General features: G+C 52.5%; 23 protein-coding genes, 1 tRNA gene and 4 rRNA genes. 22 read left to right on the forward strand and 6 right to left on the reverse strand.

The features are described from left to right. Nucleotides 1-50 precede the first annotated feature (50 nt). Nucleotides 51-998, reverse strand: a complete 948-nt coding sequence (gene fmt, locus ACR809_RS02145) for a methionyl-tRNA formyltransferase (RefSeq protein WP_004150007.1) — start codon at nt 996-998, stop codon at nt 51-53. 14 nt (nt 999-1,012) lie between these two features. Continuing rightward, entirely contained in the window at nt 1,013-1,522 is a 510-nt protein-coding gene (gene def / locus ACR809_RS02150) for a peptide deformylase (RefSeq protein ID WP_004889527.1), read from the reverse strand. Between the two features lie 128 nt (nt 1,523-1,650). Here def and dprA point away from each other — a divergent pair, with 128 nt between their 5' ends. Genes dprA through ACR809_RS02180 form a run of 6 tightly spaced genes read left to right on the forward strand, consistent with a single transcriptional unit; the run spans nt 1,651 to nt 5,442 of the window. Next, nucleotides 1,651-2,775 (forward strand): DNA-protecting protein DprA, encoded by a 1,125-nt coding sequence (dprA, locus tag ACR809_RS02155; protein WP_064188822.1) that lies wholly within the window; start codon nt 1,651-1,653, stop codon nt 2,773-2,775. After that, the gene (smg, locus tag ACR809_RS02160) at nt 2,747-3,220 is read left to right on the forward strand and encodes a DUF494 family protein Smg (RefSeq protein WP_002919137.1); all 474 of its coding nucleotides are present in this window, start codon (nt 2,747-2,749) and stop codon (nt 3,218-3,220) included. Before dprA ends, smg begins: the two co-directional genes overlap by 29 nt. 26 nt (nt 3,221-3,246) lie before the next feature. Then, nucleotides 3,247-3,789 (forward strand): DNA topoisomerase family protein, encoded by a 543-nt coding sequence (locus ACR809_RS02165; RefSeq protein ID WP_004145330.1) that lies wholly within the window; start codon nt 3,247-3,249, stop codon nt 3,787-3,789. A 4-nt stretch (nt 3,790-3,793) separates the two neighbouring features. Further along, entirely contained in the window at nt 3,794-4,366 is a 573-nt protein-coding gene (gene tsaC, locus ACR809_RS02170) for an L-threonylcarbamoyladenylate synthase type 1 TsaC (RefSeq protein WP_002919132.1), read from the forward strand. A 3-nt stretch (nt 4,367-4,369) separates the two neighbouring features. Continuing rightward, nucleotides 4,370-5,188 (forward strand): shikimate dehydrogenase, encoded by an 819-nt coding sequence (gene aroE, locus ACR809_RS02175; RefSeq protein WP_002919126.1) that lies wholly within the window; start codon nt 4,370-4,372, stop codon nt 5,186-5,188. Then, the gene (locus tag ACR809_RS02180; protein ID WP_002919125.1) at nt 5,185-5,442 is read left to right on the forward strand and encodes a DUF1488 domain-containing protein; all 258 of its coding nucleotides are present in this window, start codon (nt 5,185-5,187) and stop codon (nt 5,440-5,442) included. The genes aroE and ACR809_RS02180 overlap by 4 nt, the downstream gene beginning before the upstream one ends. Here the strand turns inward: ACR809_RS02180 and ACR809_RS02185 are convergent. Further along, complete coding sequence (locus tag ACR809_RS02185) at nt 5,418-5,972, reverse strand: gamma carbonic anhydrase family protein (protein ID WP_002919123.1); 555 nt, start codon at nt 5,970-5,972, stop codon at nt 5,418-5,420. The genes ACR809_RS02180 and ACR809_RS02185 overlap by 25 nt on opposite strands. A 470-nt stretch (nt 5,973-6,442) precedes the next feature. Between ACR809_RS02185 and ACR809_RS02190 the strand changes: the two genes are divergently transcribed. The 5 genes from ACR809_RS02190 (at nt 6,443) to rrf (ACR809_RS02210) (ending at nt 11,538) form a co-directional block, all read left to right on the forward strand. Beyond that, nucleotides 6,443-7,982, forward strand: a 16S ribosomal RNA gene (locus ACR809_RS02190). Between the two features lie 198 nt (nt 7,983-8,180). Beyond that, nucleotides 8,181-11,082, forward strand: a 23S ribosomal RNA gene (locus ACR809_RS02195). Nucleotides 11,083-11,178: 96 nt separating this feature from the next. Continuing rightward, nucleotides 11,179-11,294 (forward strand): 5S ribosomal RNA (gene rrf, locus ACR809_RS02200). A 14-nt stretch (nt 11,295-11,308) separates the two neighbouring features. Further along, nucleotides 11,309-11,384, forward strand: a tRNA-Thr gene (locus ACR809_RS02205). 38 nt (nt 11,385-11,422) lie between these two features. Beyond that, a 5S ribosomal RNA gene (gene rrf, locus ACR809_RS02210) occupies nt 11,423-11,538 on the forward strand. Together the 16S, 23S and 5S rRNA genes with 1 tRNA gene alongside form the textbook arrangement of a ribosomal RNA operon. Nucleotides 11,539-11,946: 408 nt before the next feature. On the opposite strand, the gene ACR809_RS02215 is transcribed toward rrf (ACR809_RS02210), so the two are convergent. The 3 genes from ACR809_RS02215 to ACR809_RS02225 all read right to left on the reverse strand — a co-directional run bounded on the left by ACR809_RS02215 (nt 11,947) and on the right by ACR809_RS02225 (nt 16,723). Next, nucleotides 11,947-12,168, reverse strand: coding sequence for a membrane protein (locus ACR809_RS02215; protein WP_004206262.1), 222 nt, complete (start codon nt 12,166-12,168; stop codon nt 11,947-11,949). 292 nt (nt 12,169-12,460) lie between these two features. Further along, on the reverse strand, nt 12,461-15,571 hold the full coding sequence (locus ACR809_RS02220) for an efflux RND transporter permease subunit (protein ID WP_122051045.1): 3,111 nt from the start codon (nt 15,569-15,571) through the stop codon (nt 12,461-12,463). 12 nt (nt 15,572-15,583) lie between these two features. Next, nucleotides 15,584-16,723: an efflux RND transporter periplasmic adaptor subunit gene (locus tag ACR809_RS02225; protein WP_002919101.1), complete on the reverse strand. Its 1,140-nt coding sequence runs from the start codon at nt 16,721-16,723 to the stop codon at nt 15,584-15,586. A gap of 378 nt (nt 16,724-17,101) precedes the next feature. Here ACR809_RS02225 and envR point away from each other — a divergent pair, with 378 nt between their 5' ends. The 11 genes from envR to ACR809_RS02280 all read left to right on the forward strand — a co-directional run bounded on the left by envR (nt 17,102) and on the right by ACR809_RS02280 (nt 24,841). Next, on the forward strand, nt 17,102-17,752 hold the full coding sequence (gene envR, locus ACR809_RS02230) for an acrEF/envCD operon transcriptional regulator (protein ID WP_004150972.1): 651 nt from the start codon (nt 17,102-17,104) through the stop codon (nt 17,750-17,752). A gap of 268 nt (nt 17,753-18,020) precedes the next feature. Then, nucleotides 18,021-19,250, forward strand: a complete 1,230-nt coding sequence (locus ACR809_RS02235) for a tyrosine-type recombinase/integrase (RefSeq protein WP_122051639.1) — start codon at nt 18,021-18,023, stop codon at nt 19,248-19,250. Nucleotides 19,251-19,594: 344 nt separating this feature from the next. Continuing rightward, nucleotides 19,595-19,768, forward strand: a complete 174-nt coding sequence (locus tag ACR809_RS02240) for a helix-turn-helix transcriptional regulator (RefSeq protein ID WP_223168433.1) — start codon at nt 19,595-19,597, stop codon at nt 19,766-19,768. Nucleotides 19,769-19,776: 8 nt separating this feature from the next. Then, entirely contained in the window at nt 19,777-20,058 is a 282-nt protein-coding gene (locus ACR809_RS02245; RefSeq protein WP_122051046.1) for a hypothetical protein, read from the forward strand. Beyond that, nucleotides 20,042-21,733 (forward strand): VapE domain-containing protein, encoded by a 1,692-nt coding sequence (locus tag ACR809_RS02250; protein ID WP_205841477.1) that lies wholly within the window; start codon nt 20,042-20,044, stop codon nt 21,731-21,733. The genes ACR809_RS02245 and ACR809_RS02250 overlap by 17 nt, the downstream gene beginning before the upstream one ends. 9 nt (nt 21,734-21,742) lie before the next feature. After that, nucleotides 21,743-21,964 carry a hypothetical protein gene (locus ACR809_RS02255; protein WP_104158987.1) on the forward strand — a complete coding sequence of 74 codons (222 nt, stop codon included), beginning with the start codon at nt 21,743-21,745 and terminating at the stop codon, nt 21,962-21,964. Nucleotides 21,965-22,696: 732 nt separating this feature from the next. After that, a complete protein-coding gene (locus tag ACR809_RS02260) occupies nt 22,697-23,608 on the forward strand; it encodes a hypothetical protein (protein WP_122051047.1) in 912 nt (303 codons plus the stop codon). A 2-nt stretch (nt 23,609-23,610) separates the two neighbouring features. Further along, nucleotides 23,611-23,925, forward strand: a complete 315-nt coding sequence (locus tag ACR809_RS02265; protein WP_094326346.1) for a hypothetical protein — start codon at nt 23,611-23,613, stop codon at nt 23,923-23,925. Nucleotides 23,926-23,927: 2 nt separating this feature from the next. Further along, nucleotides 23,928-24,095, forward strand: a complete 168-nt coding sequence (locus tag ACR809_RS02270) for a hypothetical protein (RefSeq protein WP_162992518.1) — start codon at nt 23,928-23,930, stop codon at nt 24,093-24,095. A 219-nt stretch (nt 24,096-24,314) separates the two neighbouring features. Further along, entirely contained in the window at nt 24,315-24,635 is a 321-nt protein-coding gene (locus ACR809_RS02275; protein WP_094326347.1) for a hypothetical protein, read from the forward strand. Further along, a complete protein-coding gene (locus ACR809_RS02280; protein ID WP_228200880.1) occupies nt 24,635-24,841 on the forward strand; it encodes a hypothetical protein in 207 nt (68 codons plus the stop codon). Before ACR809_RS02275 ends, ACR809_RS02280 begins: the two co-directional genes overlap by 1 nt. Nucleotides 24,842-24,853: the final 12 nt, after the last annotated feature.

Consider the following 24,853-nt stretch of genomic DNA (forward strand, 5'->3'; position numbering starts at 1 on the left):
GCGCAAAAATAAAAATGCCCGGCGAACCCGGGCTTCAGAAGAGACGACCGTCAGGCGAGACGGGTGCCAGGGATAAACCACTCCCGGCGGGAATTGAGTAAGTCCTGGGCGCTCATCGCTTTTTTACCCGCAGGCTGTAGCGACTCCAGGCTGAGGATTCCATCCCCCGTGGCGACCTGAATACCCTGTTTGGTTGCTGCTACGATAGTACCCGGTTCGGCGTGAGCGGCTTCGGCGATGACCGATGCTCGCCACACTTTTACCGGTTGTCCGTCAATTTCCAGCCAGCTCATTGGCCACGGATTAAACGCGCGGATGCAGCGTTCCAACTGCGCAGCGGAAAGCGACCAATCGATACGAGCCTCTTCTTTACTCAGCTTTTCGGCATGGCACACCAGCGATTCATCTTGTACTTCAGGCCGTGCGGTGCCGTTGGCCAGCTGGGCTAACGTTGCCAGCAGCCCCTGAGGGCCGAGCTCGGCCAGCTTATCGTACAGGCTGCCGCTGGTATCCTCTGCGGTAATGGGGCAGGAAAGCTTATACAGCATATCCCCCGTATCAAGGCCGACGTCCATCTGCATGATGGTTACGCCAGTTTCGCTATCCCCCGCCCACAGTGAACGCTGAATAGGCGCTGCACCACGCCAGCGCGGTAGCAGCGAGCCGTGAACGTTGATACAGCCCAGACGGGGCATCTCCAGCACCGCTTTAGGCAGAATCAGACCGTACGCCACTACCACCATAATATCGGCGCCGAGATCGGCGACTAACCGCTGGTTATCCTGCGGACGCAGGGAGGATGGCTGGAACACAGGTAAGTTATGGGCTTCTGCCAGCACTTTTACCGGGCTTGGCATCAATTTTTTGCCGCGACCAGCAGGGCGATCAGGCTGAGTGAATACGCCAACAACCTGATGTTCAGACGACAGCAGCGCATCAAGATGACGCGCTGCAAAATCAGGGGTGCCGGCGAAAATGATACGTAGTGATTGTGACACGGTATTCCTTGTTATCAGGCACGGGAACGTAAACGATCCAGTTTCTCTACCTTCTGACGAATGCGCTGTTGTTTGAGTGGTGACAGATAGTCAATAAACAGTTTGCCGACCAGGTGATCCATTTCATGCTGGATACAGATAGCCAGCAGGCCATCGGCCTCCAGTTCAAACGACTTACCATCGCGATCCAGTGCCCGGATCTTCACTTTTTCCGCACGCGGCACCAGGGCGCGCTGTTCAGGAATGGACAAGCAGCCTTCTTCAATACCGGTTTCGCCATCTTTCTCCAGCATTTCCGGGTTAATTAATACCAGCTGCTCTTCACGATTTTCCGACACATCAATAACGATAATGCGCTGATGGATATCGACCTGGGTTGCGGCCAGACCGATGCCTTCCTCGGCGTACATGGTGTCGAACATATCATCGACGATACGCTGAATTTCCGCATTCACTTCTTTGACCGGCTCGGCGACTTTGCGAAGGCGCTCGTCCGGAATATGTAACACTTGCAAAACTGCCATAAAGTTCCAGAGTCGTATTCAGGAGTTGATAAGATTATTAGCTCTATTCTAGACAAAACCCCCTGCAATTGACAGTCTCACTGTCCAATCGCAAAGATTGTCAATACCGCTTATGGCAGGGGGTAAGGATGACGCCCGACGAGATTTGGCTGCGGCTGATGAAGGTCAGTAGCTTGTATGGCGACAGGATGGTAGAGATCGCTCAGCGCTTATGCGCAGCCGCCAGCGTTGATCGTGAAGCGCTGCATGCCGTCGGGATGACCGCGGCGCAGGCAAAGTTATTTTTCCGGCTTGACGAGCATGAGCTTGACGAGACGCGGCGCTGGCTGGAACAACCGGATCATCATTTGTTACGGGGTGACGATCCGCGCTATCCATTGCGGTTAAAGGCTATCGCTGATTACCCCGGCGCGTTGCTGGTCAGCGGCGGCCTCGCCCTGCTTCACAGCGCGCAGCTTGCCGTTATTGGCAGTCGCTCGCACTCCTGGTATGGCGCCCGCTGGGGGAAACTGTTCAGCGAAACGCTGGCGCAGAAAGGGATTACCATCACCAGTGGGCTGGCGTTAGGCATTGACGGGGTCGCGCACCGCGGCGCGCTGGCGGCGGAGGGTAAAACTATCGCGGTACTGGGCAATGGGCTGAGTCAGGTTTATCCGCGGCGCCATGCAACTCTCGCCCGGCAGATCATCGACAATGGCGGTACGCTGGTATCTGAATTTCCACTTGTTACGCCGCCGCTTCCCGCACATTTCCCCAGGCGCAACCGGATTATCAGCGGCTTAAGCCTGGGCGTGCTGGTGATTGAGGCGGCGTTGCGAAGCGGATCGCTGGTCACCGTCCGCTGCGCCCTGGAGCAGGGAAGGGATGTGTTCGCCCTGCCTGGCCCGATAGGCAATCCGGGATCGGAAGGCCCGCACTGGTTAATTAAGCAAGGCGCGGTGCCAGTGACCTCGCCAGAGGATATTGTGGAATACTGGCATAACGAGCTGGCCTGGCTGACTGATACGTCTGATTCGATAAATATTTGCGTCGATCAGCCGTCTGTAGCATTGCCATTTCCGGAGCTCCTGGCTAACGTAGGAGATGAGGTAACACCTGTTGACGTTGTCGCTGAACGTGCCGGCCAATCTGTGCCAGTAACCGTAGCTCAGCTACTTGAACTGGAGTTAGCAGGCTGGATCGCAGCTGTACCCGGCGGCTATGTCCGATTAAGGAGGGCAAGCCATGTTCGACGTACTCATGTATTTGTTTGAAACTTACATCCATAGCGAAGCAGAAATGCGCGTGGATCAGGACAAACTGACGCGGGATCTTACCGATGCGGGTTTTGAGCGGGAAGACATCTATAACGCGTTAATGTGGCTCGAGAAACTGGCTGATTATCAGGAAGGTCTCGTTGAACCCATGCAGCTCGCTTCCGACCCGCTCTCTCTTCGGGTATATACCGAAGAGGAGTGCCAGCGTCTGGATGCCAGTTGCCGGGGGTTTTTACTCTTCCTCGAGCAGATTCAGGTGTTGAACCTCGAAACGCGAGAAATGGTGATAGAGCGCGTACTGGCGCTGGATACGGCAGAATTTGAGCTGGAAGACCTGAAATGGGTCATCCTGATGGTACTGTTCAATATTCCGGGCTGTGAAAACGCCTATCAGCAAATGGAAGAATTACTCTTCGAAGTAAATGAAGGTATGCTGCATTAATCTTTTTGCAGCAACATCGAGTTGTTATGACCAAATCAGCACTGTTTTCGGTGCGTAAAAATGAGCCCTGCCCGCAGTGCGGGGCCGAACTGGTGATCCGTTCCGGGAAACATGGCCCGTTTCTCGGCTGTTCGCATTATCCGGACTGTGACTATATTCGTCCCCTGAAAAGCCAGGCGGACGGGCATATCGTTAAGGTGCTGGAGGGGCAAGAGTGCCCATCGTGCGGTGCGGTTATGGTGTTACGCCAGGGGCGTTTTGGGATGTTCATTGGCTGTAGCCGCTATCCGGAATGTGAACATACCGAGCTGATTGATAAACCCGATGAGACGGCTATCGCTTGCCCGCAGTGCGGACAAGGCCATCTGGTCCAGCGTCGTTCCCGTTTCGGTAAAACCTTTCACTCCTGCGATCGCTATCCTGATTGCCAGTTCGTTATCAATTTTAAACCGGTGGCGGGCGAATGCCCTGAATGCCATTACCCGCTGTTAATAGAAAAGAAGACGGCGCAGGGGCTCAGACGCTTCTGTGCCAGTAAACAATGTGGAAAGCCGATCCCGGCGGAATAAATCAGTGAACAATAACCTGCCCTCAGAAGCCGTCGCCCATGCCGTGGCGGTCCTGAAAAATGAACATGTCATCGCCTATCCCACCGAAGCCGTGTTTGGCGTCGGCTGCGACCCTGACAGCGAAACGGCCGTTATGCGCCTGCTGGAGCTGAAGCAGCGTCCCGTTGAGAAAGGATTGATCCTTATCGCCGCCAGCTTTGAGCAACTGAAGCCCTATATTGATGATTCACGGTTAAGTGACTCACAGCGGGAAGCCATCTTCTCTTGCTGGCCGGGACCGGTGACGTTTGTATTCCCGGCGCGTCCTGAAACGCCGCGCTGGCTGACAGGACGTTTTGATTCACTGGCCGTACGCGTGACTAACCATCCGCTGGTAATCGAATTGTGCGAAGCCTACGGAAAACCACTGGTTTCGACCAGCGCCAATCTCACCGGGCAACCACCGTGCCGTACTACCGCAGAGGTCCATGCTCAGTTTGGCGACAGCTTCCCGGTGGTGGATGGCGCCACGGGCGGCCGGCAAAACCCATCTGAAATCCGTGATGCCCTGACGGGTGAACTGTTCCGCCAGGGGTGAACCATGGAAACCTATGCCGTTTTTGGTAATCCGATCGCGCACAGCAAGTCGCCTGCTATTCATCAGCTGTTTGCCCGCCAGTTAGGAATTACTCATCCTTATGGACGTGTACTGGCGCCGCTGGACGATTTTGTCTCTTCTCTGAATCAGTTCTTTGCAGAAGGAGGAAAGGGGGCCAACGTCACCGTTCCTTTTAAAGAGGAAGCCTTTGCGCGTGCCGACGAACTGACAGAACGCGCAGCGCTGGCGGGAGCAGTAAACACCCTGAAACGCCTGGAAGATGGCCGTTTACTGGGGGACAATACCGACGGTATTGGTCTTCTGAGCGATCTGGAACGCCTGGGATTCATTAAGCCACGCCAACGGATCCTGCTGGTTGGTGCTGGTGGGGCATCTCGCGGGGTTCTTTTGCCGCTTCTGTCGCTGGGATGCGCCGTCACGATCGTGAATCGCACCTATTCTCGTGCCCGTGAGTTAGCCACTCTCTTCGCCCATACCGGGAGCGTTAGCGCAAGGGAGATGGATACCTTATCCGGGGAAACATTCGATCTGATCGTCAATGCGACGTCCAGTGGAATAGACGGTGATGTACCAGCTATCCCGGCATCTATTGTCAACGCTGACGTATATTGCTATGACATGTTTTACCAGAAAGGGCCGACACCGTTTCTTCACTGGTGCCAGCAATATGGCGCAGTCCACTGTGCCGATGGGCTGGGAATGCTGGTGGCGCAAGCCGCCCATGCTGTTCTGCTATGGCACGGCGTTCTGCCGGCTATCGCTCCGGTCATTGAAACGCTGCAGCAGGAACTGAATGCATGAATCAGGCGATTCAGTTTCCTGACCGGGAATCATGGGATGCCGAACGGCAGGGCGTGGTTTTTCCCGCGCTGGTGAATGGGATGCAATTAACCTGCGCAATTTCAGGGCAAATCTTGCAGCAGCGTTTCGGCGCAGAGGGGCCAGCGCAGTGGCTGGCCGCCTTCCAGGAACATCGTTGGGATCTAGAGGAAGAGGCAGAAGCATTGATCCGCGATGGTCAGGAAGATGCTCAGGGCTGGATCTGGTTATCCTGATCCAGGTACTCATTTTTCCATTTCACATAGTTATTTGCTGAATACTTGAGTCCTTCCCGTTCCGCCTCTGTCAGGGGGCGGATCTGTTTGACCGGATTGCCAAAGTAAAGGTAGCCGCTTTCCAGCTGTTTGTTCTGCGGAACCAGACTGCCCGCACCAATCATGACGTCATCGCCAACGACGACACCATCTAATAAGATCGAACCCATACCAACCAGTACGCGGTTGCCGATAGTGCAGCCGTGCAGCATCACTTTATGACCAACAGTTACATCCTCACCAATGATCAGCGGATTTCCCTCCGGCTTATAAGAGGACTTATGGGTCACATGGAGAACGCTACCGTCCTGAATATTGCTGCGTTGACCTATCGATACATAGTTGACGTCGCCGCGAATGGCCACCAGAGGCCAGACGCTGACGTCATCGGCAATTCTGACATCGCCGATGACAACGCTGGATGCGTCAATCATGACGCGAAGACCGATTTGTGGGAAAAATGCTTTGTAGGGGCGCAGCTGAGCAGACATATAGACCTCAAAATACGGGAACGTAAGAAGACTTTGGTGGCTTTTATCTCTCTGTGCAACCCCTGAAAACGGTGAAAATTGAGCAAATCGTGCAATTACACGGCGAAAAGGGTGAAAAATCACCATTCAGAAAAAAAGATCGAAAAAAGGCTTGTGCAAAAAAATGGGATCCCTATAATGCGCACCCACTGACACGGCGGATGTGAATCACTTCACACAAACAGCCGGTTCGGTTGCAGAGAAAAATCCTGAAAAACGGGTTGACTCTGAAAGAGGAAAGCGTAATATACGCCACCTCGCGACAGAGCGCTAAAGCGCGTCGCAACTGCTCTTTAACAATTTATCAGACAATCTGTGTGGGCACTCAAAGTGACATGGATTCTTAACGTCCTCGGACGAAAAATGAATACCAAGTCTCAAGAGTGAACACGTAATTCATTACGAAGTTTAATTCTTTGAGCATCAAACTTAAATTGAAGAGTTTGATCATGGCTCAGATTGAACGCTGGCGGCAGGCCTAACACATGCAAGTCGAGCGGTAGCACAGAGAGCTTGCTCTCGGGTGACGAGCGGCGGACGGGTGAGTAATGTCTGGGAAACTGCCTGATGGAGGGGGATAACTACTGGAAACGGTAGCTAATACCGCATAACGTCGCAAGACCAAAGTGGGGGACCTTCGGGCCTCATGCCATCAGATGTGCCCAGATGGGATTAGCTAGTAGGTGGGGTAATGGCTCACCTAGGCGACGATCCCTAGCTGGTCTGAGAGGATGACCAGCCACACTGGAACTGAGACACGGTCCAGACTCCTACGGGAGGCAGCAGTGGGGAATATTGCACAATGGGCGCAAGCCTGATGCAGCCATGCCGCGTGTGTGAAGAAGGCCTTCGGGTTGTAAAGCACTTTCAGCGGGGAGGAAGGCGGTGAGGTTAATAACCTCATCGATTGACGTTACCCGCAGAAGAAGCACCGGCTAACTCCGTGCCAGCAGCCGCGGTAATACGGAGGGTGCAAGCGTTAATCGGAATTACTGGGCGTAAAGCGCACGCAGGCGGTCTGTCAAGTCGGATGTGAAATCCCCGGGCTCAACCTGGGAACTGCATTCGAAACTGGCAGGCTAGAGTCTTGTAGAGGGGGGTAGAATTCCAGGTGTAGCGGTGAAATGCGTAGAGATCTGGAGGAATACCGGTGGCGAAGGCGGCCCCCTGGACAAAGACTGACGCTCAGGTGCGAAAGCGTGGGGAGCAAACAGGATTAGATACCCTGGTAGTCCACGCCGTAAACGATGTCGATTTGGAGGTTGTGCCCTTGAGGCGTGGCTTCCGGAGCTAACGCGTTAAATCGACCGCCTGGGGAGTACGGCCGCAAGGTTAAAACTCAAATGAATTGACGGGGGCCCGCACAAGCGGTGGAGCATGTGGTTTAATTCGATGCAACGCGAAGAACCTTACCTGGTCTTGACATCCACAGAACTTTCCAGAGATGGATTGGTGCCTTCGGGAACTGTGAGACAGGTGCTGCATGGCTGTCGTCAGCTCGTGTTGTGAAATGTTGGGTTAAGTCCCGCAACGAGCGCAACCCTTATCCTTTGTTGCCAGCGGTTAGGCCGGGAACTCAAAGGAGACTGCCAGTGATAAACTGGAGGAAGGTGGGGATGACGTCAAGTCATCATGGCCCTTACGACCAGGGCTACACACGTGCTACAATGGCATATACAAAGAGAAGCGACCTCGCGAGAGCAAGCGGACCTCATAAAGTATGTCGTAGTCCGGATTGGAGTCTGCAACTCGACTCCATGAAGTCGGAATCGCTAGTAATCGTAGATCAGAATGCTACGGTGAATACGTTCCCGGGCCTTGTACACACCGCCCGTCACACCATGGGAGTGGGTTGCAAAAGAAGTAGGTAGCTTAACCTTCGGGAGGGCGCTTACCACTTTGTGATTCATGACTGGGGTGAAGTCGTAACAAGGTAACCGTAGGGGAACCTGCGGTTGGATCACCTCCTTACCTTAAAGAACCTGCCTTTGTAGTGTCCACACAGATTGTTTGATAAATAATAAATTTCAAAATGTACTGCGAAGTGCATTGTGAAATTTTGCTCTTTAAAAATCTGGATCAAGCTGAAAATTGAAACGACACACAGTTAATGTGTGTTCGAGTCTCTCAAATTTTCGCAATCAGAAGTGAAACATCTTCGGGTTGTGAGGTTAAGCGACTAAGCGTACACGGTGGATGCCCTGGCAGTCAGAGGCGATGAAGGACGTGCTAATCTGCGAAAAGCGTCGGTAAGGTGATATGAACCGTTATAGCCGGCGATGTCCGAATGGGGAAACCCAGTGTGATTCGTCACACTATCGTTAACTGAATACATAGGTTAACGAGGCGAACCGGGGGAACTGAAACATCTAAGTACCCCGAGGAAAAGAAATCAACCGAGATTCCCCCAGTAGCGGCGAGCGAACGGGGAGCAGCCCAGAGTCTGAATCAGCTTGTGTGTTAGTGGAACGGTCTGGAAAGTCCGACGGTACAGGGTGATAGTCCCGTACACCAAAATGCACAGGCTGTGAACTCGAAGAGTAGGGCGGGACACGTGGTATCCTGTCTGAATATGGGGGGACCATCCTCCAAGGCTAAATACTCCTGACTGACCGATAGTGAACCAGTACCGTGAGGGAAAGGCGAAAAGAACCCCGGCGAGGGGAGTGAAAAAGAACCTGAAACCGTGTACGTACAAGCAGTGGGAGCACCTTCGGGTGTGACTGCGTACCTTTTGTATAATGGGTCAGCGACTTATATTCTGTAGCAAGGTTAACCGTATAGGGGAGCCGCAGGGAAACCGAGTCTTAACTGGGCGTTAAGTTGCAGGGTATAGACCCGAAACCCGGTGATCTAGCCATGGGCAGGTTGAAGGTTGGGTAACACTAACTGGAGGACCGAACCGACTAATGTTGAAAAATTAGCGGATGACTTGTGGCTGGGGGTGAAAGGCCAATCAAACCGGGAGATAGCTGGTTCTCCCCGAAAGCTATTTAGGTAGCGCCTCGTGAATTCATCTTCGGGGGTAGAGCACTGTTTCGGCTAGGGGGTCATCCCGACTTACCAACCCGATGCAAACTACGAATACCGAAGAATGTTATCACGGGAGACACACGGCGGGTGCTAACGTCCGTCGTGAAGAGGGAAACAACCCAGACCGCCAGCTAAGGTCCCAAAGTCATGGTTAAGTGGGAAACGATGTGGGAAGGCACAGACAGCCAGGATGTTGGCTTAGAAGCAGCCATCATTTAAAGAAAGCGTAATAGCTCACTGGTCGAGTCGGCCTGCGCGGAAGATGTAACGGGGCTAAACCATGCACCGAAGCTGCGGCAGCGACACTATGTGTTGTTGGGTAGGGGAGCGTTCTGTAAGCCTGCGAAGGTGTGCTGTGAGGCATGCTGGAGGTATCAGAAGTGCGAATGCTGACATAAGTAACGATAAAGCGGGTGAAAAGCCCGCTCGCCGGAAGACCAAGGGTTCCTGTCCAACGTTAATCGGGGCAGGGTGAGTCGACCCCTAAGGCGAGGCCGAAAGGCGTAGTCGATGGGAAACAGGTTAATATTCCTGTACTTGGTGTTACTGCGAAGGGGGGACGGAGAAGGCTATGTTAGCCGGGCGACGGTTGTCCCGGTTTAAGCATGTAGGCTGATTATCCAGGCAAATCCGGATAATCAAGGCTGAGGTGTGATGACGAGGCACCACGGTGCTGAAGTAACAAATGCCCTGCTTCCAGGAAAAGCCTCTAAGCATCAGGTAACATCAAATCGTACCCCAAACCGACACAGGTGGTCAGGTAGAGAATACCAAGGCGCTTGAGAGAACTCGGGTGAAGGAACTAGGCAAAATGGTGCCGTAACTTCGGGAGAAGGCACGCTGGTGTGTAGGTGAAGTCCCTGCGGATGGAGCTGAGACCAGTCGAAGATACCAGCTGGCTGCAACTGTTTATTAAAAACACAGCACTGTGCAAACACGAAAGTGGACGTATACGGTGTGACGCCTGCCCGGTGCCGGAAGGTTAATTGATGGGGTTATCCGTAAGGAGAAGCTCTTGATCGAAGCCCCGGTAAACGGCGGCCGTAACTATAACGGTCCTAAGGTAGCGAAATTCCTTGTCGGGTAAGTTCCGACCTGCACGAATGGCGTAATGATGGCCAGGCTGTCTCCACCCGAGACTCAGTGAAATTGAACTCGCTGTGAAGATGCAGTGTACCCGCGGCAAGACGGAAAGACCCCGTGAACCTTTACTATAGCTTGACACTGAACATTGAGCCTTGATGTGTAGGATAGGTGGGAGGCTTTGAAGCGTGGACGCCAGTCTGCGTGGAGCCAACCTTGAAATACCACCCTTTAATGTTTGATGTTCTAACGTTGGCCCCTTACCGGGGTTGCGGACAGTGTCTGGTGGGTAGTTTGACTGGGGCGGTCTCCTCCCAAAGCGTAACGGAGGAGCACGAAGGTTAGCTAATCCTGGTCGGACATCAGGAGGTTAGTGCAATGGCATAAGCTAGCTTGACTGCGAGCGTGACGGCGCGAGCAGGTGCGAAAGCAGGTCATAGTGATCCGGTGGTTCTGAATGGAAGGGCCATCGCTCAACGGATAAAAGGTACTCCGGGGATAACAGGCTGATACCGCCCAAGAGTTCATATCGACGGCGGTGTTTGGCACCTCGATGTCGGCTCATCACATCCTGGGGCTGAAGTAGGTCCCAAGGGTATGGCTGTTCGCCATTTAAAGTGGTACGCGAGCTGGGTTTAGAACGTCGTGAGACAGTTCGGTCCCTATCTGCCGTGGGCGCTGGAGAATTGAGGGGGGCTGCTCCTAGTACGAGAGGACCGGAGTGGACGCATCACTGGTGTTCGGGTTGTCATGCCAATGGCACTGCCCGGTAGCTAAATGCGGAAGAGATAAGTGCTGAAAGCATCTAAGCACGAAACTTGCCCCGAGATGAGTTCTCCCTGAGACTTTAAGTCTCCTGAAGGAACGTTGAAGACGACGACGTTGATAGGCCGGGTGTGTAAGCGCAGCGATGCGTTGAGCTAACCGGTACTAATGAACCGTGAGGCTTAACCTTACAACGCCGAAGATGTTTTGGCGGATTGAGAGAATTTTCAGCTCTGATACAGATTAATCGATACGTTGGTGAGACGTGTTGATAAAACAGAATTTGCCTGGCGGCACTAGCGCGGTGGTCCCACCTGACCCCATGCCGAACTCAGAAGTGAAACGCCGTAGCGCCGATGGTAGTGTGGGGTCTCCCCATGTGAGAGTAGGGAACTGCCAGGCATCAAATTTAGCGTGCTGATATGGCTCAGTTGGTAGAGCGCACCCTTGGTAAGGGTGAGGTCCCCAGTTCGACTCTGGGTATCAGCACCACTTTTTAGGTTAAAGTTCGGCACGTTGTAAAGAATTTGCCTGGCGACAATAGCGCGGCGGTCCCACCTGACCCCATGCCGAACTCAGAAGTGAAACGTCGTAGCGCCGATGGTAGTGTGGGGTCTCCCCATGTGAGAGTAGGGAATCGCCAGGCATCAAATAAAGCAAAAGGCCCAGTCGAAAGACTGGGCCTTTTGCTTTTGTGTTATCTGTTGTTTGCCGATGAGCTTCTTTGCTGCCCAGGGAAAATCTAACTGGCATCGATATGAACATTGCGCAGCAACGGTCCGGAGAGAGGGACAGGACGTTCGCCATCATTGCTCACCATCAGAGCAAAGGCCCGCTCTTCGACCGGGCCTTTGGTGTTTGTTGGTTCTGAACCCTGAATCTGAAAAGTTTGCCGATAGCGATGGACGACTCATTGCCAGCGGTCTCTGGCAACAACAACGGCTAAGAAAGCTGGCGAACTATCGTCAGGAAGAGCCTGAATGATCGCTTACTTTGGGGAATGGAGTGGAGCAGATACAGGGGATATACCTGTATCTGCGGTTGGGGAAGCGATCTAGCGGGTCAGTGCGACGATCCCTAACGTGAGGCCGGCTACCGCGGCGGCCCCCCCGGCGATCGCGCCTGCCGTGTCCCAGTTGTCTTCTGTTGTGCCTTTCATACAGGTATTGGTATGGACTAAGCGGCCTTGCGAGTCATAAACCGGTACGCAGGGAGAGTCATGGGCACAGCCTGCCAGTAGAGAGGCCAGCAGCGCCACGATTAAATACTTTTTCATGATATTACCTCTGGATAATCCGCTGGGTTGTACTGAAAGCCAGTGCAGAACGGAATGGCTTATTTTATCACCGCGAATTGTCCGGGCCGGAGGCCGAAATCATCTCAATATATGAGCCGCGTAAATATCGTGAAGATAAGCCCGGGAATATGCAGAAAAGATGGAGAGAAAGATTGTGATTCAGCGATGCTGCGTGCGATGGCGGTTGCCAGACTGTGGCGCGTTTAGCTGGCTGCCAATATTGCATGCGAAAAAAAGCGCCCGCAAGGGGCGCCTTCAAGACATAGCCGAGTTATTCAGCGTGCCGGGTAAAGCGTCGTCTAACGACCACGAAGAACACCGGAACAAAGAAGATCGCCAGCAGCGTCGCGGTCAGCATCCCGCCCATCACGCCGGTGCCAACCGCATTCTGCGCCCCGCTGCCGGCACCATGGCTAATCACCAGCGGCATGACCCCGAGAATAAAGGCCAGAGAGGTCATCAGAATAGGCCGCAGGCGCATCCGCGATGCCTCCAGCGTGGCCTCAATGATCCCTTTCCCTTCTTTCTCCATCAGATCCTTGGCGAACTCGACGATCAGGATCGCATTCTTGGCCGACAAACCGATCGTGGTCAAGAGTCCGACCTGGAAGTAAACGTCATTATTCAGCCCACGCAGCGTGGCGGCTAACAGCGCGCCAATGACCCCCAGCGGAACCACTAACATGACTGAGAAGGGGATCGACCAGCTCTCATACAGCGCCGCCAGACACAGGAATACGACGATCAGCGAGATGGCATAGAGCGCAGGCGCCTGGTTGCCGGAGAGCCGTTCCTGGTAAGACATCCCGGTCCAGTCATAACCGATGCCGCTCGGCAGTTTACTGGCCAGCGTTTCCATCAGCGCCATGGCTTCCCCGGTACTTTTGCCTGGCGAAGCTTCGCCGAGGATCTCCATAGATGGCAACCCGTTGTAGCGCTCCAGGCGCGGCGAGCCATATATCCAGCGTGAAGTGACAAAGGCGGAGAACGGCACCATTTCGCCGTTGGCGCTACGAACATACATGTTGTTAATGTCGCTCGGCAGCATACGGAAGTGGGCATCAGCCTGAACGTACACTTTTTTCACGCGGCCGCGGTCAATAAAGTCATTGACGTAGTATCCGCCCAGCGCGGCTGATATCGTTTCATTGATATCGGAGAGCGATACGCCCAGCGCCTGCGCTTTTTCCTGATCGACATCCAGTTTGAACTGAGGGGTATCTTCCAGCCCATTAGGGCGTACCCGAACCAGCTGATCCGGATGCTGTTTCACCATGCCCAGCAGTTGATTGCGCGCCTGGGTCAGAGCGGTATGACCGAGTCCGCCCTGGTCGATCAGTTCAAAGTCGAAGCCGGTGGCGGTACCCAGCTCAATAATGGCTGGCATGTTGAACGGGAAAACCATGGCGTCTTTGATCTGGCTAAAGGCTACGGTGGCCCGCTTGATGATGGACTCCACGCTGTTTTCATCGCCGCTGCGCGCTTCCCAGGGCTTCAGGCTGACAAACGCCATACCGGAGTTTTGTCCCTGGCCGCTGAAGCTGAAGCCGTTAACGGTAAAGACGCTTTCGACGTTGGCCTTCTCGTTATGCAGGTAGTAGTCGGTCACCGTATCCAGGACCTTCTGCGTGCGCTCCTGGGTAGCACCGGACGGCAGCTGGATCATGGTCAGGAAGACGCCCTGGTCTTCGTCGGGCAGAAAGGACGTGGGCAAGCGCATGAACAGCACGGCCATCCCCACGACGATCAGCAGGTAGATCACCAGATAACGGCCAGTTCCACGTAAAATACCGCTGACGCTGTTGGTATAGTGGTTAACGCTCTGGTCGAAGCGGGCGTTAAACCAGCCGAAAAATCCTTTTTTCTCATGGTGTTCAGCTGAGGCTGGCTTCAACAACGTGGCGCAGAGCGCCGGAGTCAGTACCAGCGCAACCAGCACGGAGAGCGCCATGGCGGAGACGATGGTGATTGAAAACTGACGATAAATCGCGCCGGTTGAGCCGCCGAAAAAGGCCATCGGGACAAATACTGCGGAGAGCACCATGGCGATACCCACCAGCGCTCCCTGGATCTGCGACATAGATTTTTCCGTCGCTTCTTTTGGCGAGAGCTTCTCCTCAACCATCACACGTTCGACGTTTTCCACTACTACGATAGCGTCATCGACCAGCAGACCTATCGCCAACACCATGCCAAACATCGTCAGCGTGTTGATGGAGTAGCCAAACATCGACAATACCGCGAAGGTGCCCAACAGCACCACGGGTACGGCAATGGTTGGAATGAGCGTTGCGCGCATGTTCTGCAGGAACAGATACATGACAAGAAAGACGAGAATAATTGCTTCAAAAAGCGTTTTGACCACTTCGTGAATGGAGATTTTGACGAAAGGGGTCGTATCATACGGATAGACCACCTTCATCCCCTGAGGGAAGTAGGGCTGCAGCTCGGCCAGCTTCGCTTTAATCGCGGTGGCGGTATCCAGGGCGTTGGCGCCGGTCGCAAGCTTAATACCCAGACCAGAGGCAGGTTTACCGTTAATTCTGGCGACAACGTTATAGTTCTCTCCCCCCAGCTCAATGCGGGCGACGTCTTTCAGATGGACGACAGAGCCATCGGCATTGACCCGCAGCGTGACCTTGCCAAACTCCTGCGGATCTTTGAGCCGCGTCTGAGCGATGATTGACGCGTTCAACTGCTGGCCTTTCAGCGCTGGCGTACCGCCGAGCTGACCCGCGGCGATCTGATCGTTCTGGACCTGCAGCGCATTGATGACGTCCACCGGCGTCAGGTTGTATTTATTCAGCAGGTTGCCATCCAGCCAGACGCGCATGGCGTACTGCGCGCCGAACAGCTGCACATCGCCCACGCCGTTGAGGCGGCTAATAGGATCTTTGACATTGGAGGCAACATAGTCAGAAATATCGTCCTGGGTGGTGGTCGGGTTATCAGAGATAAAGCCGGCGACCAACAGGAAGCTGCTACTGGATTTCTCGACGCTAATCCCCTGCTGCTGTACTTCCTGGGGCAGCAGCGGCGTGGCCAGCTGCAGTTTGTTTTGCACCTGTACCTGGGCAATATCGGGATCGGTACCCGATTTAAAGGTGAGCGTAATGGTTACCGAACCGGCAGAGTCGCTGGTCGACGACATATACATCAGATTGTCGATGCCGTTCATATTCTGCTCGATAACCTGGGTTACCGTATCCTGTACGGTCTGGGCATCTGCACCGGGGTAGGTGGCGGAGATCGCTACCGCAGGAGGGGCGATTGTCGGGTACTGAGCTATCAGCAGCTGCAGAATGGCCAGGCCGCCGGCAATCATCATAATGATAGCCAGCACCCAGGCGAAGACCGGTCGATGAATAAAAAACTTAGACATGGCTGGGTATCCTTATTGCACGGCCGGCGCCGCACGCTCCGCTTCCGCTTTGACAGTGACGCCTGGACGGACTTTCTGTAAGCCGCTGACAATCACTTTATCGCCCGGCTTCAGCCCACTGGTGATAAGCCACTTATCGCCAACGGCCTGAGTCGCGACCACTTCCCGGGTTTCAACCTGGTTTTTGTCATTCACCAGCATCACAGAGGCATCACCACGCGGCGTGCGGGTCACCCCTTGCTGCGGTACCAGGATAGCCTGCGGATCGACGCCTTCGTCTATGCGGGCGCGGACGAACATCCCTGGCAGCAGGACATGCTGCGGGTTAGGGAAGATAGCGCGCAGAGTAATTGAGCCCGTACTTTCATCAACAGTGACGTCAGAAAACTGCAGTGAACCTTTGAGCGGATAGGCCTGGCCGTTCTCCATGACCAGCTCAACGCTTTTAGTATCACCGCCGCGCTGCAGGCTTTCCTGCTTAAGGCGCATGAAGTCATTACTGGACTCCGTCACGTCAACATAGATGGGATCGAGCTGCTGGACGGTAGCCAGGGCATCCGACTGGCCGTTGGTGACCAGCGCCCCTTCGGTGACGCTCGATTTACCGATGCGCCCGCTAATGGGGGAGGTTACTTTGGTGTAGGCCAGGTTGATACGGGCCGTTTCTACGGCAGCTTTGGTGGCGATGACATCGGCATCGGCCTGGCGGGCGGTGGCCACTGCCTGATCGTATTCCTGCTGGCTGATATATTTAGTACCCAGCAGTGGAACGTAGCGTTTCACCGTCAAATGGGCGATAGCGGCCGCGGCTTCGGCTTTGGCCTCATCGCCTTTGGCGCTGTTCCACGCCGCCTGGTAGGTCGCCGGATCGATCTGATAGAGCGACTGGCCTGCTTCGACATCACTTCCTTCAACAAAGTTACGCTTCAGGATGATACCGCTCACCTGGGGGCGGACTTCCGCTACGCGAAAAGCAGAGGTTCGGCCCGGCAGTTCGGTGGTGACTGATAGCGGCGCGCTGTTCACGACATGGACCGTCACCTGCGGCGCCTGCGCATGGGGTTGCTGGTTGTCAGAATTATCGCAACCGGTTAGCAATAAGGCCGAGATAATTAAACCGGATAAAAGTGTCACTCTGGCGTGAGTCGTCATGGCGGTTCCTTATAGATTACGTACCCAATCAGGCGGCGAATCTGTGAAAGAAAGAGGGAATCAAAAAGCAGTTTGCCATCCTACAAATAAACGCCGTTGGATGTAAGAAATACTTATTTTTAAGCAATCAGCAAGGCACGCAAAAACAAAAAAATGGTCACTGTAGTATTGCGATTTATCGCAATTGTAAAAGTTGATAAATAGACATTGTTTCAGTGAATGTATTTTTCGGTGATATTCACTTGAATAATTAATTCTCTTTTCTCATCAGGATTAACTTGTCTGCATTTTTGCTAAATAATACTTCATGGCAAATGCTAGATTAATTCTAATTAAGAATATCCTATATTATCTGCTTATCGGGAAGTGGGGCCTTGTATGGCAAGAAAAACAAAAGAAGAGGCGCAGCGCACGCGGCAGCTCCTGATTGAGTCCGCAATCCAGCAGTTCGCCCTGCGCGGAGTAACCAACACCACCCTGACGGATATCGCCGATGCGGCGGGAGTGACTCGCGGCGCGGTGTACTGGCATTTTGCCAGTAAGACGGAGCTGTTTAATGAAATGTGGCAGCAGCAGCCGCCGCTTAGAGATTTGATTCAGCCCAGTCAGGCCATAGAGTACGAACATGAGCCGCTAAATGCTTTACGCGAGCGGTTTATTGCAGGCCTGCGCTATATTGCTGCGAATCCTCGACAGCGCGCTCTGATGCAAATTCTTTATCAGCGCTGTGAGTTTTCCAGTGATATGCTTTCGGAATACGAAATTCGCCAACGTATTGGTTTTAATTATTCACTCATTGGCGGCATCCTGCAGTGCTGCGTGCGTAACAATATATTGCCAGCCGAAACAAACATTGAGATGATATTAATTGTTTTACACAGTGCTTTTTCCGGGCTGATTAAAAACTGGCTGCTCGATCCGCAACGCTTCGATCTTTATCAGCAGGCGCCTGCGCTGGTGGATAATATAATGGCGGTGGTCTGTGCTGCGCGTTTATCGGGAGGGCCTGCGCTACGGCTGGTGAATTAGTAATGAGTTCTGTTGGCGCAGATAATAAAAAAGGCGCTTCCCCATGCCGAAGAGCGCCTTTTATATCAAGCAAGCAACTGACTAGTATCAGTTCATGCCGTATTATAGGTGTGCTTATCATCATAAATCACTTTGAAACATCGTGAGTAATTTAAAGTAATTCCAATCTCTTGATTTTTAGATGTTTATTTTTATTGCTTTCGTTCGTATTGTTTCAGTTTGTTTTAATGGTTATCATGCCTTTAGTGTAACTATTTGTGTAACTATTATGGCCAATGACAAATTATCAGACATGAAACTGCGCGCCTTAATGCGGGCTGATGTCACAAAACCGAAAACCATCGCTGATGGTGCAGGTCTGTCCATACGTGTGACCCCTTCACAGAAACAGACTGGCAATGATGACAAGCGACCGACTAATAACCTTTTATGGCTATTCCGTTACAGGAACCCCCATAAAAGCACTAACCCATTAACACTTGTGCTGGGCCGCTACCCTGATTTGTCGTTATCTGCCGCACGTGTACAGAGAGACAAATGTAAGTCTTGGCTTGCTGACAATCTTGACCCGAAAGATCAATACAAACTTACATCGACAGAAACATTGAATCCCGTGACAGTAAGGCAGGCTTTGCAGTACTGGGTAGACAACTATGCTGTTCATAACCGGGCAAACTATCAAAGGCACCTGGCGCAATTGGATAAGCACATTTTTCCCTATATAGGGGATATGCCTTTATCACTATGCGAAACCAAACATTGGCTTTCATGCTTTGATAGAACTAAGAAAAAATCTCCGGTGGCTGCTGGTTACATTTTCCAGATGTGTAAGCAGGCCCTTAAATATTGCCGAGTTCGTCGGTATGCGTTCAGCAATGCTCTGGATGATTTGGCTATTCCTGATGTAGGGCAAAAGCAAGCTAAAAGGGACCGTGTGCATAGCGAAGCTGAACTGGCAGACATATGTAATGCAATAACGTCTGAAACCTTTTTTCTCCCCTATTACAATGCATTGCTAAAAACATTACTGGTCTTTGGTGCTAGAACCAATGAGGTCCGCCTGTCTGAAACTAAGGAATGGGATGTTAAAACGTGGATTTGGACAGTACCTAAAGAACATGCCAAAGGTGGCGAAAAGATTGTGCGTCCCGTACCTGAATCCATAAGGCCGTTTATCTTAGACCTGATTGAGCAACATAAAGATACTGGCCTGTTACTCGGTGAGTTGAAGAACCCCGAAGCTGTCAGTCAGTGGGGAAGAAGTATCTACAAACGTCTGGGACATTCAGAACCGTGGACCCTTCACGATCTTCGCCGTACGTTTTCTACCACGCTTAATGATATGGGGGTTGCGCCGCATATTGTAGAGGGGCTGTTAGGACATGCGCTTGGGGGTGTCATGGCAATTTACAATCGGAGTCAGTATCTGCCCGAAAAGTTAGACGCCCTAAATAAATGGGTTGATAAACTTTCAGATTTACAAAAAATTACAAATTGATTGTGGCTAGATAAAACAAGCAGTTAGCGGTGGTGGTATTTACCTTTGTAAATAAACATTTAAGTAGTTAAATGCTTGTTTTACCTAGGTAAATTGCATGGTGAAACAATAAGTATTATCTTGAATCTGTGCTTATCGAGACGCACAAAAAAGAGCCCCCAGCAGTACCGAGGGCTCTGAAAAGAGTGGGGCCGATTACAAGTTTTCGCGGACTGAATCGACCCCGAATACCAAAAAAGCCAGTGGAATGGCTGCAATGGTTGCGTTGGTTCATAACGCAGTATCACTATATATCATTGCATACCATATTTCCACCGGCCCTGTTTGAGGGCAGTAAAATGGAAATGTTAACAACAAAGCAAGTCTGCGCATTAACTACTCTTAGCCGTGTGACCATTTGGCGCTATGAAGTGTCAGGAATGTTTCCTGCACGTGTTCAGTTAGGTCCAAAAAGAGTGGCGTGGCATAAGGCCGAAGTAGAGGCCTGGATGAAAAGCCGCCAGCCAGTACAGCGCTGAGGTGGCTTATGAAACAAGTCACCACTGCCGAAGCAATCCGTAATTATAACGGCCTGTTGCGTAATCCCTTACGCCAGTTAACTGTTGGCGAACTCACCGCCCAGCGCATGGCGGTTGCACAATCATTGTTGCAAGCGTGCATCCGCGAAGGTGTAAACCGCCCGTGGACTATTGTTTCACGTCATGCCGCTATGGCTGATAGCCTGGTGCCGTTCCGTATCAGCGATTCTGAATCATGGGCGATGTATCTGGAGTTAAAACGCGGGGTGCGAAATGAGAAACGCGCCTAACGTCAAGCTATTACCGAAAGACCCTTTTACGGAAGCCATTATTTTTGCCGGTTCTGACGCCTGGAGTCATGCCAAGGGCTGGGAAGAAGGCATGGGTAAACAGATAGCTGGCGATGATACACCGCCTGTCTACCTTGGGCCAAGGCAACTGGCTGATTTAGATAATCTACGCATTATCGACGATGGTCGCCGGTCTGCACGGGTATATTTGGCCGGTGATATTGAGCCAATAACAATTAACGCCATCGCTGAAAAACTGGCTTTGGCTGGAGTTAAGGAAGCACGCCTATTTAAAGGAATCCCTGACCGCGAGCCAGAGAACTGGAGCAACTATTTAACCAGGATTCGTGACGGCCACCACTGTGGTAAAAGTCTGGTTGAAATGATGTCCGAACCGGTTGAATGTATTCCGTTAGACAAGCCATTACCAACGCCAGGGGATATCTACCATCCAGACCATATAGACTGGAAACGGGATAAAGTTACGCAGGAATGGGTTTTCCATAAAGCGAAAGGTACGGCGGAAAATTTATCAAGGCTTCTCAAAGCATATGGTGTTCGCGTTCGGTACAACGAGTTATCACGCGATGTTGAGATTAGCGTGAACGGCAGCCTGCCAATCGGCGACTTGGCACGGAACGTGTCCCTGTCAAAGATTGAGGACATTTGCCGCATCAACGATTACCCGTACACAGCAGCAGCCAGCCACCTAGATAACCTGGCGTCAGCAGATTCATACAATCCCGCGCTGGATTGGGTGAAATCGCAGCCCTGGGACGGCACAAGCCGCCTGCGCGAACTGTTTGACTGCCTTACGTTGGCCGACCAGGATAAGACAGAAATTAGCTGGACGTTGTTCCGCAAGTGGTTCTTTGGTGCTATTGCCCTGCTGAGTGGCAAAACCAGCAAGTTTGAACACGTCCTGATACTGGTTGATCCTATGGGTGGGCTGGGCAAAACGCGGTTCTTTAATACACTTTGCCCAAAAGACTTTCAGGCTGACGGCGTAACCCTCAACCCGGATGACAAAGACAGCGTTTTGCAAGTGGTCAGCAAATGGCTGGTGGAACTAGGCGAGATAGGCGCGACGTTCAGCAAATCGGACATCGAGAGCCTGAAAGCGTTCCTGAGCAAAGACAAAGACGAGCTACGACCGGCTTACGCCAGGGCTGCAAACCGTTACCAGCGCCGCACAGCTTTTTTTGGCAGCGTGAACAACGTTCAATTCCTCATGGATGACACGAATAACCGCCGTTTCTGGCCAATCCAGGTGGCTGCTGTGAATTATCAGCACTCAATTGACATGCAGCAGGTTTGGGCCGAAGCATTGGCACGCATCAACGCTGGTGAAACCTGGCATTTAGACCAGCAGGAAAACTGTGTTATTGGTGAGCATAATGACGCGTTCCGCAGCAAAGATCGTATTGAGGAGATGATTCTGTCCTCATACGACCCAGGCGCGCTGCCAAGCCGCTACGTGTCAGCCAGTGAAGTACTGAATGAAATTGGCGTACTAAATCCGAAGCAGACGGATACCCGCAAGGCATCGGCACTACTCCGCAAAATGTTTGGCCATAAAATTAGCCGTGGCTTGACGGTTTATCATATGCCGAGCGCTAAAGGCTTTCGCCATTTGGTTTCGGTTAATACTGAATATAAAGAAGGCCCATTCTGAGAGGATTACATGAGATACCAAGCTGAAATTACAATTTTTTGTGAAGGCAGAGATCCGTTTAGTATTCTTTTTAACGAGATATTTGACAGCAAGATAGAGGCATTCAACCATGGCCAGAAGCAAATCACTGACTTCACCAGCAAGACCGAAAAACGAGTGCTGCATATAGATTGCGATGTGATTGAAGTGCCTGAAATTGGTAACGCTGAGATATTGCCGTTTAAAAAGTGACAGTGTTGTGAACCCTTAAGCCCCGGTTATATATCGGGGCTTTTTTTATTGGGCATATGTGGTGATGAGTAGCCAGAAATGGTGGCCATTTTGCACTCGCCACCACACTCGCCACCACACTCGCCACCACCGTTAAGGTGCTGTTTATATTGGTTTTTTATGAGGTGTGGTGACGAGTGGTGATGATTATTGAAAAACAAACGTCAGGGGGTATAAAACTATAAACCCCAATACCCCCACACGTCCTTTATAGAAACTCGCCACCACTCGCCACCACTTTTCCTTGTAAGCCAGGCGTGGCGCGGGTTTGAGCGTGGTGACGAGTGTTTTGACTCGCCACCACTCGCCACCACCACAGACTGCCTCAAAAAAAGGTAGGTTCTTCCGAGGCGGCACCCCTTGCGGGGGCATTGGCTCCGCATAATTCGCGTTGTGGGTGGCCCCTCAAAATCAAATTTATGATTATTCCAAATAAATCAGTGGTTTATGTGATTGTTATCAATGCCATGCGGTGAAAACGTGTTATTTGCATTGCAAAGCGAACACATATCAAGGGTAGGAATAATCCTAAAATATCGTGATTTCCGTTAGCTGTAGTTATCCATAGTTATTCAGCGTGTTTCATAATGATAAGTAGCTGATTTTACTTCTAAATTTACACTTTGTGGCCATTGTGTTCGGCGATCTTCCTGGTATTCTTTCAATAAATCCTGAGCAATTGAGAGAACCAAAATGAATGACGTACTTAGTGAACTTGTTCGCGGAGCCCTGGAACATCAAGGCGCTCATATTCGCTTTGATGGTAACGGCGATGTCAATCAAGTTATCCCAGTAGAACCTGCTGTTGTCCGATATCTGTCACTGAACGAAGTGCTGACGCCGAAAGCCGGTAGCCAGACCACATTCAACGGCATCATTGCCGCGCGTTCCCTGGTGGCCGCTGCTGGTGCTGAAATCATCCGCATCCCTGGCCCCATGACGCAGCAAGCTGATATCGACGCCGAAGGCAACCGCCGCCCGCTGAAACAGCAGGAAGTGCCGCGCCACTACATCGTTGTAGCGCCGGGTAAGTTCGCAGCAGTGGCCGATGATGCCGAAATCACTCTGAGTGGCGCACCTTACCTGGTTGCTACTTATGAAGACGCCACCGCGCCATCCTACGGCATCGGCTACACCCTGACGCGCCAGCAACTGAAACACACCTTTGCTGACCCTGACACCGTGCTGCGTGCCGTTAACAGCGCTATCGAGCAGGGCATTGCCCGACTGGCCGACAGCGTTCTACTGACTGACCTGAACACCAAAGCCGCGACACTGACCGACGCCACCGTTGATGCTGTTGCAAAGGCTGCCGCCGCTAAGGGCTGCCGATGGGCTGACCTGTCAGCCATCGCCGGAACCAGTGCTGCTGGCGTGACCCTGGGCGGTGACGGAACCCTGCGCGTCTGTGCGGTTAAAGCCGAACTGACCGACACTATTGCAACAACCATTGTTGGCGATTTTAGCCGTGCAGCCGTGGCGATTGATGACGAACTGCGCGTAACAGCCAAGCGCATCAACAACGGTGCCGTTGAGATCGTCGTGTGGTGCAACGCACAGGCCCTGGTTCCTGATTCCGCTTACTTCTGGAAATACGGAGCTTAATCATGGGCTGGGGCATCAGGAAAGTGGCGGCGGAACGCGCCGCCTTATCGGGCGAAGTGCTGGCCGCCATTGAGGGTGCCGCCATGTACACGCGACACGGCGATGCTGAAGCACCGCGCATCATCGTGCAACCAGCAGGCTACACCGGCTTTATCTACAGCGAACAAGCGGCGGAAAAGTGGGTCAGGCGCGCGTTTATCGAATTGACACCGTACCAGGTGGAACGTGCAGTCAATTATCTCGCCTCCCTGGTGCGGGAACACCACCGGGAGCATCAGCCAAAGCGCCAGCGCAATAGCTGGGTGAACAGGTGGTGATTATGAGCAAAGAAAACGCAGCACGTCAGCATGTGACTGTTCGTCTGGCACCTGAACTGGTGCGCCAGGTGGAACGTGAAAGAACCAAACTGGAACGTAGAACAGGCATCCGTCCTTCACGTAGCCAGGTAATTGAAAAGTTTCTGAGTAGCGGGCTGAACGGCAAATAATGGCCAAGAATACAGGTTTCACCGGTTCCCTGTGCCCCAAATAACCGGCCAAATTTAACCTTCATCGTTCCTCAGACGATGGATGCTGGAACCAGGTTGGTGGTTATCCTGGACGGTCAAAACCACCACTAATTCCACGCCGGTTGCGCCGCACCGGACACCTGAAAGCGGCGCACTCACTCACTCAATCATCAACAACTATTGTTAGCGGCCAATACTATGAAAAATAATGACCTGTACGAATCAATGAAAGAAGAAGCGCGCTTAATCCTTAGCGAAACAAAGCGTTTCCAGACCATTTCAGAGAAAAACCCTATCTGCCACGAAGCAGCCGACCTGCTGGCCAGCCTTCGTAACCGTTTAAACGCATTCGAACACATGACCGATGAAGCCGGGCGCGCCATGCGCAACGAAGCGGAAAGCCACGCATCCACCATTGAGCGCAAAAAATGGAAGCCATCCAGTCGCATCAGTTCCGGTGAACGTGCCAAGCGCCAGGCGGTGAAGCGTGGGGCCACTCTCATTCGGGATGCTTTCTGATGGAACGCATGGACCCACAACCCCAAACAGAAAATGGTTTGTGGGATTCATTCGTGGAACTGGCACTGCCACGCGTCATGGTTATGGACACGCGGGAGGAAATGGAAGAACAGAGAGAGGAAATAAAAAGACAGGCGCTGTTATTGGCCGCAGCGGCACTACGGGCAGCGGGCGAATTTACGCTGGCCGATAACCTTTTAAACTGACCTGAGATTTTA

Origin of the sequence: Klebsiella sp. CD33, from assembly GCF_051992865.1 — a bacterium.
GTDB lineage: Bacteria > Pseudomonadota > Gammaproteobacteria > Enterobacterales > Enterobacteriaceae > Klebsiella > Klebsiella pneumoniae.